Consider the following 9,859-nt stretch of genomic DNA (forward strand, 5'->3'; position numbering starts at 1 on the left):
CGGCCTGGCCGCGCAGCTCGGCGACCGCGCCGCCGGCACGTACGCCGACGCCAGCGGCAAGATGTCGTCGCCGTCACCGACGACGCCGCCGCCCGCCAGGTCCGCGCCGCCGGCGCCACCCCGAAGCTCGTCGCCCGCGGCGCCGCCGAGCTCAACCGGGCCACCGTCGAGCTGGAGAGGTCCGCCAAGATCCCCGGCACCGCCTGGTGGACCGACCCGGTCACCAACCAGGTCGTCATCTCGGTCGACAGCACCGTCACCGGCGCCAAGCTGGACAAGGTCAAGGCCGCCGTCGCCCGCACCAACGGCGCGGTCCGCCTCATCTCCGAGCCCGGTGTGCTGAGCACCCGGCTCAACGGTGGCCAGGCGATCTACGCCGGTGGCGGCGGTCGCTGCTCCCTCGGCTTCAACGTGCGCAACAGCGCTGGCACCTACTACTTCCTGACCGCCGGGCACTGCACCAACATCTCGGCGAGCTGGTACACCAACTCCAGCCAGACGACCTACATCGGCCCCCGCGTCGGCACCAGCTTCCCGGGCAACGACTACGGCATCGTCCGGTACGACAACACCGGCCTGTCCCACCCCGGCACCGTCTACCTCTACAACGGCACCTCGCAGGACATCACCGGTGCGGGTAACGCCTACGTGGGCCAGTCGGTCAAGCGCAGCGGCAGCACCACCGGCGTGCACAGCGGCAGTGTCACCGCCACCAACGCCACGGTGACCTACGCCGAGGGCAGCGTCTACGGCCTGATCAAGACCACGGTCTGCGCCGAGCCGGGCGACAGCGGCGGCTCGCTCTTCGCTGGCAGCACCGCGCTGGGCATGACCTCCGGCGGTAGCGGCAACTGCTCCTCCGGCGGCACCACCTACTTCCAGCCGGTCACCGAGGCGCTCAGCGTCTACGGCGTCAGCGTCTACTGAGCCACCCCATGGGAGCGGGCCGCCGGGTGACCGGCGGCCCGTTCCGTGCCGCTTCCCCGCGATCAGCGGACTGGGCGGCCCGGCCCGGGGTACCTTCCGCCCGGTGAGCGCCCCCGTGACGGCCGGTCCCGTCGGCGGACCGGGGCGGTGCGCTGGGGCTGTTCCGGGCCGGGGAGCGGGCGCACGGCTTCGTCGAGGTCTACCAGGTGCCGTCCTGGGAGGAGCACCCGCACCACGGCGGCGGGCTCACGGGAGCCGACCAGGCCGTCGAGGAGCGGGCCCGCGAGCTGGTCGACGGTGCTCCGCAGGTGCGGCATCTGCTGTCCGCCGACTCGGACTGACGGGCGGGCCGGGGTCGGCGGATCGCGCGAGCTGCGCCCGCCGGGCGGAGAGCACCGCCAGCAGCGGCCAGAGCGCGACCGCCACCGCCGTCACCCGCTCGGCCAACCCGGTCCGGGACCCTCCGGTGACCTCGAACGCGAACTAGCCGAACAGGCTCAGCAGCAACGCGGTGACGCTGAGCGCCACCGGTCGGCGGAACGCCCAGGGCGGCTCCGGGCGGGCGGGGTGCCCGGCGTCCGGGCCACGCGGCAGCCACAGCGCCGAACAGGCCGGCCAGAGCGTCAGGGCGAGCACGGCCACGGTCGCCACGGTGCCGTGGCCGGGGGAGCCGCCGACCTTCGGTCGCGGGAAGGCGACCAGCGCGATGGTGGCCACTCCGCCGACGGCCAGCAGGAAGCGGCTGGGCAACCCGGCCGCGTGCAGCACGGCGGCGGTCGCCAGGTAGCAGCAGCCGAGCAGCACCAGACAGCCGACCATGATCCAGGCGTCGGTGGCGCCCTGCCCGGCCAGCTCGCTGATGGTGTCCCGGATCGGGTCGTAGCCGGTGGGCTGCCGGGCGCCCGCGACCGTCGCGCCGGTCACGAGCAGCACCGGTGCCGCCCCCGCCATGACCACGGCCCACGTCGGTACGGCACGCATCCGGTCACGGTAACCGGCCGGGCGGTCCATCCGTCGTGGTTCGCCCGTTGGTCCGGCGACGAATCGCACCCGCGTGCCGGGTGCCCGGGAGGAAGGGCGGCCGCCCCTGACAGAATGACCGGTGAGGACTGTTCCACGATGAGGAGTTGCCAGCCGTGATCCGTACCCACAATGCCGGAAGCCTGCGCGCCGCGGACGCCGGCTCGACGGTGACGCTCGCCGGGTGGGTGGCCCGCCGGCGCGACCACGGCGGGGTCATCTTCGTCGACCTGCGCGACGGCTCCGGCGTGGTCCAGGTGGTCTTCCGCGAAGAGGACGCGCACGCGCTGCGCAACGAGTTCTGCGTGCAGGTCACCGGCGAGGTGACCCGGCGTCCCGCCGGCAACGAGAACCCGGACCTGCCCACCGGCGAGGTCGAGGTGACCGCCAGCGAGCTGGAGGTGCTCTCCGAGGCGGCCCCGCTGCCGCTGCCCGTGGACGACCAGATCGAGGCCGGCGACGACATCCGGCTCCGGTACCGCTACCTCGACCTGCGCCGCAGCGGCCCGGCCAGCGCGATGCGGCTGCGCTCGCGGGCCAACCAGCTCGCCCGGGGCGTGCTGCACGAGCGCGACTTCCTGGAGATCGAGACGCCGACGCTGACCCGCTCCACCCCGGAGGGCGCCCGCGACTTCCTGGTCCCGGTCCGCCTCCAACCGGGCAGCTGGTACGCGCTGCCGCAGTCGCCGCAGCTGTTCAAGCAGCTGTTGATGGTCGGCGGCATGGAGCGGTACTACCAGATCGCCCGCTGCTACCGGGATGAGGACTTCCGGGCCGACCGGCAGCCCGAGTTCACCCAGCTCGACATCGAGATGTCCTTCGTCACCGAGGACGACGTGATCGACCTCGGCGAGGCGATCGTCTCGGCGCTCTGGAAGGACCTGGCCGGTCACGAGATCTCCCGGCCGATCCCGCGGATCACCTGGCACGACGCGATGGCCCGGTACGGCTCGGACAAGCCGGACCTGCGCTACGGCGTCGAGCTGACCGAGCTGACCGACTACCTGCGCGGCACCGAGTTCCGGGTGTTCGCCGGCGCGATCGACGCGGGCGGCTACGTCGGCGCGGTCGTCATGCCCGGCGGCGCCGCGCAGAGCCGTAAGGAGCTGGACGGCTGGCAGGACTGGGCCAAGGCGCGCGGCGCGCGCGGCCTGGCGTACGTGGTGCTCGACGCGGAGACCGGCGAGGCGCGTGGGCCGGTGGCGAAGAACCTCTCCGCCGAGCACCTGGGTGGGCTCGCCGACGCGGTCGGCGCGAAGCCGGGCGACGCGGTCTTCTTCGCCGCCAGCGCCACCACGCGGGAGGCGCAGGAGCTACTCGGCGCGGCCCGGATCGAGATCGCCAAGCGGGCCGGCCTGATCGACGAGAGCGCCTGGGCGTTCTGCTGGGTGGTGGACGCGCCCATGTTCGAGCGCACCGACGAGGGCGGCTGGACGGCCGTGCACCACCCGTTCACCTCGCCGAACGCCGAGTGGGTCGACCGGTTCGAGGAGGCCCCCGACCGGGCCCTGGCGTACGCGTACGACATCGTCTGCAACGGCAACGAGATCGGCGGCGGCTCCATCCGTATCCACCGGGGCGACGTGCAGAAGCGGGTCTTCGACCTGCTCGGCATCACCCCGGAGGAGGCGCAGGACAAGTTCGGCTTCCTGCTGGAGGCGTTCAAGTACGGCGCCCCGCCGCACGGCGGCATCGCGTTCGGCTGGGACCGGGTCTGCATGCTGCTCGCCGGCGCGGACTCGATCCGCGAGGTGATCGCCTTCCCGAAGACCCGCGGTGGCTTCGACCCGCTGACCGGCGCGCCGACGCCGATCACCGCGCAGCAGCGCACCGAGGCGGGCATCGACGCCAAGCCGAAGGCGCCGACCGGGGTGCACGCCGGCACCGCCGGTCCGGTGGCTCCGGTCGCCGACCCCACCTGAGCCGTCCCCACGTGATCGAGCGGTCCGCGTCATGATGACGCGGACGCTGACCTTTTCGGGAACGGGGAACAGGATGACACTGCTCGTGGTGGGGGCCAGCGGCTTCCTCGGCGCCGAGATCTGCCGGCAGGCGGTGGCCGCGGGGCAGCGGGTGGTCGGGACGTACCACTCGGCCGCCGTCGCGGTGCCGGGCGTCGAGGCGCGCCGGCTCGACGTCACCGACCGGTCCGCCGTGCGCGCGCTGGTCACGGCGGTACGCCCCGACGCCGTCATCGGCACCCCCTACCGGTACGACGACTGGGCGGTCACCGCGGACGGGGCGGCCCACGTGGCGTTCGCCGCCGCCGAGCTGGGGGCCCGCCTGGTCCACCTGTCCAGCGACGCGCTGCACGCCGGCCGGTCGGCGCCCTATCCGGACGACGAGCCGCCCACCCCGGTGTTCCCGTACGGGGCGGCGAAGGCGGCGGCGGAGACCGCGGTCCGGGCGGTCGACCCGGGCGCGGCGCTGGTGCGCACGTCGCTGATCCTCGGGGAGGGGAGCAAGCAGATCCAGCTCTGCCGCGACGCGCTCGCCGGCCGGGCCGCCCTGTTCATGGACGAGCTCCGCTGCCCGGTGGACGTGGTCGACGTGGCCGCCGCCGTCCTCGAACTGGTGCCGTCGGGGTACGCCGGGCCGCTCAACGTGGCCGGCCCGGACGCGGTCAGCCGCGCCGAGCTGGGCCTGCTGGTGGCCCGCCGGGAAGGGCTCGACCCGGCCGGGATGAAGACCACCACCAGCGCCGCGTCCGGCCTGCTCCGCCCCACCGAGGTACGCCTCGACTCCACCCGCGCCGCCGGCCTGCTGCGCACCCGGCTGCGCGGGGTCCGCGAACTTCTCGCCGCCTGACCCGTTCATCGCCGCTGGCGTCGGATCACGCACACTTCCTGTGCATAACTATTGTGCACGGGAAGTGTGCACGGATATTGTGCAAGCATGGAGAACGAAAATCCGGGGACCCGGCCCGAGCCCCGTGCGGTGCGGATCGACCACCGCCAGGTGCGGGTGCTCGCCCACCCGCTGCGCATGCGCCTGGTCGGCGCCCTGCGCGTGAAGGGCCCGGCCACCGCCACCGCCCTCGCCGAGCTGCTTGGCACCAACACCGGCGCCACCAGCTACCACCTCCGCCAGCTGGCCGAGGTCGGGCTGGTCGTCGAGGACACCGACCGGGGCACCGGCCGGCAGCGCTGGTGGCGGGCCGCGCACGACGTCACCAACTGGGAGCCGACCGACTTCGACGACGACCCGGACGCCCGGGCGGCCATCGAGTGGATCCAGGGCGACCAGGTGCGTCTCCTCGTGGAGCACGCCGAGCGGTGGTTCGCCATCCAGCACGAGTGGTCGCCCGCCTGGCGGGACGCCCTCGGCATGGGCGACATCTTCATGACGATCCCACCGGCCCGCCTGGAGGAGCTCAAGGCTGAGCTGTGGCAGGTCCTGGAGCGCTACCGCGCCGAATCGGATCCCGCTGAGCCGGACGCCGCGCCGGTGCAGGTCTTCCTCGCCGCCTACCCGTTGTTCCAGGAGATGCGATGAGCGCGCTGTCCGTACGCCAGGTCCGGTTCCGCTACCTCACCCTCTACGGCCTGCGCTGGCTGCCCGCCGGCCTGATGATCCCCGTGATGATCCTGCTGATGCAGGAACGCGGCCTGTCGCTCACCCAGATCGGCCTGGTCGGCACCGCCCAGGGCCTGATCGTGCTCGCGCTGGAACTGCCGACCGGTGGCCTCGCCGACGCGCTCGGCCGCAAGCCGGTGCTCGTGGCCGCCTGGATGGTCTGCCTGGTCTCGCTGGCCATCTTCGCGGTGGCCGGCTCGTTCTGGCTCTTCTTCCTGTCCTGGGCCCTGCAGGGCGTCTACCGGGCGCTGGACAGCGGCCCGCTGGAATCCTGGTACGTCGACGCCACCCTCGCCGCCGACCCGAAGGCCGAGTACGAGCGGGCCCTGGGGTACGCCGGCACCGTCATCGGCGTCGCCATTGGCGCCGGTGCGCTGCTCAGCGGCGGCCTGGTCGCGCTGGGTCCGGTCGGGCCGATCAGCGCGCTGACCCTGCCCGTGCTGGTGGCCATCGCCCTCCAGACGATCGCCCTGGTCGTCCTGCTGCGTCTGCTGGTGGAGACCCGGCCGGCCAGGGGCGCCGACGCGCTGCGGGCCTCGATGGTCGAGGCGCCCCGGATGGTCGGGCAGGCGGTCGGACTGCTGCGCCGCTCCCGGGTGCTGCTCGCCCTGGTCTGCGTCGAGCTGTTCTGGGGCTTCGGGATGGTGACCTTCGAGTCGCTGCTGCCGGTCCGCCTCGCCGAGGTGGTCGGGGACGCCGACCGGGCGGCGGCGCTGCTCGGCCCGGCCAGCTCGGTGGCCTGGCTCGCCAACGCGGCGGGCGCCGCGCTGACCCCGCTGCTGCTGCGTTGGCTCGGCGCCGCGCCCGCCGCCGCGTTGCTGCGGATCCTGCAGGGCGTGACGGTGGTCGGGATGGGTGTCTTCGCCGGCCCGGTCGGGGTGCTCATCGCCTACCTGGCCTGCTACACCGTGCACGGCGCGTCGAACCCGCTGCACATGGGGCTGCTGCACCGCCAGGTCGACGGGCCGTACCGGACCAGCGTGATCTCGCTGAACTCGATGATGGCCCAGCCGGCCGTTGCACTCGGCATGGTCGTCCTGACCACGCTGGCGGACCGCAGCAGCGTCAGCACCGCCATGTTCGTCGGCGCGGTGGTGCTCGCCCTGGCCGCCCCGCTCTACCTGCCGGCCTGGCGCGCCGGGCGGGCCGCGACCGCCGACGGGAGCGGGACCCCGCCGGTCGGCCCGGGCGCGCCGGTCGCCGAGCCCGAGCTCGCCTCGGGGCTGGCCGATTCCGCGGCACCGGCCACCGGAGCCGTCTCTCCCGAGACCGTTCCGACCGCCGAAGTGACCGCCACCCGGAGCCGCTGACCCGCTGCCGCCACGACCCGACCCGCCGGTCTCCGCCCGGTGGGTCGGGTCGCCGGGGATGCGGTCAGCCGAGGTGGACCGAGCTGCGGTGCTCGGTGCCGGTGTAGCCGAGCCGGCGGTAGAGCCGGATCGCCCCGACGTTGTCGGTGTAGACGCCGAGCGCGACGTGGTCGTACCGGGCGACCAGGGCGCGGGTCATCCCGGCGGTCAGCGCCGCGCCGAGACCCCGGCCCCGCCGGTCGATCGCCACCGTCAGGCCGGCCAGGAAGCCGATGTCGCCCCGGCTGCGGTCCGCGCCGCAGGCGACCAGGCGGTCACCGTCGCGGATGCCGTACCAGTCGACGATGCGCGGGTCGCCGGGCCGGGAGGTGGTGGTCGGGAAGGACTCCTCGATCAGCGCCGCCAGCGCCGGGTGGTCGGCCTCGGTGAGGCGTACCACCCGCTCCTCCTCCGGCCGGGGCGGCGGGGGCGTGGTGGTCCAGAGGAAGTCCCACTCGTCGAGCCGGGCGATGGTCAGCCGCCCGGCCAGCTCCTTTGCCGTGGTGCGGGGCAGGTGCAGCCACTGGCCCGGCCGCAGCACCCCGTCCGCCACGAGACCGGCGAAGACGTCCACCGCCGGAGCGGCCGGCCCCAGTGCCCCACCCGCCGGGCCCTGCTCCGGGGGGAGGAGCCACCCCACCGCCCCGTCCCGGCGCAGCCCCGCGGCTGGTGGTCCCGCCAGAGCGCGTGCCGGGCGTACGGGTGGTGTCCGGTGGCGGCCAGGAGTGCGTCCCGTCCCACCAGGACCTGGTCGGCAGTGATCATGCGGCCAGCCTAGAACGCCGACCGGGGCGTCGACGGAGCCCGGGGGTGGGCCGGTCCACGGTGGAGATTGGCGAAGAGACCGATTGGGTACATCACATGCCGACCTACTGGGACCCCCCACCGGAGGAACGACATGCTCGCCATTCTCGCGGCCATCGTGTTCGGCTTCGCGCTGCTGCTCGATTTCCTGAACAGCAACCTCGGCGCCCCCGACCTGTTCAACAACTGGACCCTGGCCCTCATCGGTTTCCTGCTGCTCTCGCTCTACCTGGCCGGGGTCGGCTCCGGCCCGCGCGGCGCTGGCGGCGGCCGCTGGTACCGGGGTCGCCGTCCCGGTCGGGGCTGACCGGATCCGATCACCGCTGGCCGGGCCGGCGGCGCGATTCCAGCGCCGTCAGCCCGGCCCGGTACTGTCTTCGTGATGGAGTCCGACGCCCTTTTCACCTTCGGCGAACCCGCCGGGGCGCCCAGCGCCCCCGCGGGTTCCGGTGGCGTCGACGCGTTCACCGCCGCCGGCGCGGATTCCCCGCTGCCGGTCCGGATGCGGCCGGCCAGCATCGACGAGCTGGTCGGGCAGGATCATCTGCTCGCGCCGGGCGCGCCCCTGCGGCAACTGGTCGGCGGCGCGGCGCCCATGTCGGTGATCCTGTGGGGGCCGCCGGGCAGCGGCAAGACCACGATCGCCCACCTCGTCGCCCGGGCCACCGACCGTCGCTTCGTCGCCATGTCAGCCCTCTCCGCCGGGGTGAAGGACGTCCGGGCGGTGATCGAGACCGCTCGCCGGCAGCGCCGGGCGGGCGGCCCGCAGACCGTGCTCTTCATCGACGAGGTGCACCGGTTCAGCAAGACCCAGCAGGACTCGCTGCTCGCCGCGGTGGAGGACCGCACGGTCACGCTGCTGGCGGCGACCACTGAGAACCCGTACTTCTCGGTCATCTCGCCCCTGCTGTCGCGGTGCGTGCTGCTCACCCTCCAGCCGCTGGACGACGACGCCGTACGCGGCCTGCTGCGCCGCGCGGTCGCCGACGAGCGCGGCCTGCGCGGCGCGCTCACCCTGGCCACCGACGCCGAGGACCATCTCGTACGCCTCGCCGGCGGGGACGTCCGCAAGGCGCTGACCGCCCTGGAGGCGGCCGCCGCCACCGCCACCGCGCTCGGCACCGGCCGGATCGACCTGGCGACCGCCGAGCAGGCGGTCGACGTCGCCGCGGTCCGCTACGACCGCGACGGCGACGCCCACTACGACGTGACCAGCGCGTTCATCAAGAGCATGCGCGGCTCGGACGTGGACGCGGCACTGCACTGGCTGGCCCGGATGCTGGTGGCCGGCGAGGACGCCCGGTTCATCGCCCGCCGCCTGGTGATCTTCGCCAGCGAGGACGTGGGAATGGCCGACCCCACCGCATTGAGCGTGGCCACCGCCGCCGCCCACGCCGTGGAGTACGTGGGCTTGCCCGAGGCACAGCTCAACCTGGCCCAGGCGGTGATCCACCTGGCCACCGCCCCGAAGTCGAACTCGGCCACCACCGCCATCGGCGCCGCCATCGCCGACGTGCGGGCCGGTCGCGGCGGCGCCGTCCCCCGCGCCCTGCGCGACGCGCACTACTCCGGCGCGCGGGGCCTCGGGCACGGCGCCGGCTACCGCTACCCGCACGACGACCACCGCGGTGTGGTCACCCAGCAGTACGCTCCGGACGACCTCGTCGGGACCGACTACTACCAGCCCAGCGGGCACGGGGCCGAGCGGTCGGTGGCCACCCGGCTGCCGCTGCTGCGCCGGATCGTCCGGGGGCTGCCCGTACCGGCGGGGCGGGCGGAGCAGCCCGCACCGGTCGCCGTGAACGGCCGGCACCCGGCGGGTCCGGAGCAGGTCGGCGGGGTGGATGAGGGCGGCAGCGACGCCGTCGGGGAGGGTCAGCAGTGATGGCGCGTGGTCCGGAGCGGCCGGAGGACGGCCCCGACGAGCGGCGGGACCCTCGTGCCAAGGCCGCCGGTGGGGGCGGGGCAGGGCCGACGCCGAGCCGGAGGACGCGGTCGCCGGCGAGGAGTTCGGCTGGATCGACGACCTGCGGACGGCCAAGCAGCAGCGGGCGGAACTCGAGCGGCGGGACCCTCGTGCCAAGGGCCGCCGGTGGGGGCGGGGCAGGGCCGACGCCGAGCCGGAGGACGCGGTCGCCGGCGAGGAGTTCGGCTGGATCGACGACCTGCGGACGGCCAAGCAG

At 74.2% G+C, this 9,859-nt stretch carries 10 protein-coding genes and 1 pseudogene; 9 read left to right on the plus strand and 2 right to left on the minus strand.

All coding sequences use genetic code 11. The features are described from left to right. Both JNW87_RS28770 and JNW87_RS28775 read left to right on the plus strand, forming a co-directional pair. A pseudogene (locus tag JNW87_RS28770) lies at positions 1-927 on the plus strand (S1 family peptidase); the annotation flags it as partial. 206 nt (positions 928-1,133) lie between these two features. Continuing rightward, the gene (locus JNW87_RS28775) at positions 1,134-1,268 is read left to right on the plus strand and encodes an MFS transporter (RefSeq protein WP_238454728.1); all 135 of its coding nucleotides are present in this window, start codon (positions 1,134-1,136) and stop codon (positions 1,266-1,268) included. A gap of 142 nt (positions 1,269-1,410) precedes the next feature. On the opposite strand, the gene JNW87_RS28780 is transcribed toward JNW87_RS28775, so the two are convergent. After that, entirely contained in the window at positions 1,411-1,908 is a 498-nt protein-coding gene (locus tag JNW87_RS28780) for a DUF998 domain-containing protein (protein WP_238454729.1), read from the minus strand. Positions 1,909-2,063: 155 nt separating this feature from the next. Between JNW87_RS28780 and aspS the strand changes: the two genes are divergently transcribed. The 4 genes from aspS (at position 2,064) to JNW87_RS28800 (ending at position 6,833) form a co-directional block, all read left to right on the plus strand. Then, positions 2,064-3,869, plus strand: coding sequence for an aspartate--tRNA ligase (aspS, locus tag JNW87_RS28785; protein WP_238454730.1), 1,806 nt, complete (start codon positions 2,064-2,066; stop codon positions 3,867-3,869). A gap of 73 nt (positions 3,870-3,942) precedes the next feature. Continuing rightward, the gene (locus tag JNW87_RS28790; protein ID WP_238454731.1) at positions 3,943-4,755 is read left to right on the plus strand and encodes a sugar nucleotide-binding protein; all 813 of its coding nucleotides are present in this window, start codon (positions 3,943-3,945) and stop codon (positions 4,753-4,755) included. Between the two features lie 87 nt (positions 4,756-4,842). Beyond that, positions 4,843-5,442 (plus strand): transcriptional regulator, encoded by a 600-nt coding sequence (locus JNW87_RS28795; RefSeq protein WP_109800722.1) that lies wholly within the window; start codon positions 4,843-4,845, stop codon positions 5,440-5,442. Beyond that, the gene (locus JNW87_RS28800) at positions 5,439-6,833 is read left to right on the plus strand and encodes an MFS transporter (protein ID WP_238454732.1); all 1,395 of its coding nucleotides are present in this window, start codon (positions 5,439-5,441) and stop codon (positions 6,831-6,833) included. The genes JNW87_RS28795 and JNW87_RS28800 overlap by 4 nt, the downstream gene beginning before the upstream one ends. A 64-nt stretch (positions 6,834-6,897) precedes the next feature. Here JNW87_RS28800 and JNW87_RS40895 read toward each other — a convergent pair whose 3' ends face one another. Next, entirely contained in the window at positions 6,898-7,512 is a 615-nt protein-coding gene (locus JNW87_RS40895) for a GNAT family N-acetyltransferase (RefSeq protein ID WP_238454733.1), read from the minus strand. 258 nt (positions 7,513-7,770) lie between these two features. Here JNW87_RS40895 and JNW87_RS28810 point away from each other — a divergent pair, with 258 nt between their 5' ends. From JNW87_RS28810 to JNW87_RS28820, 3 genes are all read left to right on the plus strand, one after another. Next, positions 7,771-7,983 carry a hypothetical protein gene (locus tag JNW87_RS28810; protein WP_109800719.1) on the plus strand — a complete coding sequence of 71 codons (213 nt, stop codon included), beginning with the start codon at positions 7,771-7,773 and terminating at the stop codon, positions 7,981-7,983. A gap of 75 nt (positions 7,984-8,058) precedes the next feature. Further along, on the plus strand, positions 8,059-9,561 hold the full coding sequence (locus tag JNW87_RS28815; protein ID WP_238454734.1) for a replication-associated recombination protein A: 1,503 nt from the start codon (positions 8,059-8,061) through the stop codon (positions 9,559-9,561). Then, a partial coding sequence (locus JNW87_RS28820) for a hypothetical protein (RefSeq protein WP_238454735.1) occupies positions 9,521-9,859 on the plus strand: 339 nt, incomplete at its 3' end. The genes JNW87_RS28815 and JNW87_RS28820, both read left to right, overlap by 41 nt.

It is taken from the genome of Micromonospora sp. ATA51, from assembly GCF_016802855.1.
Taxonomy (GTDB): domain Bacteria; phylum Actinomycetota; class Actinomycetes; order Mycobacteriales; family Micromonosporaceae; genus Micromonospora; species Micromonospora sicca.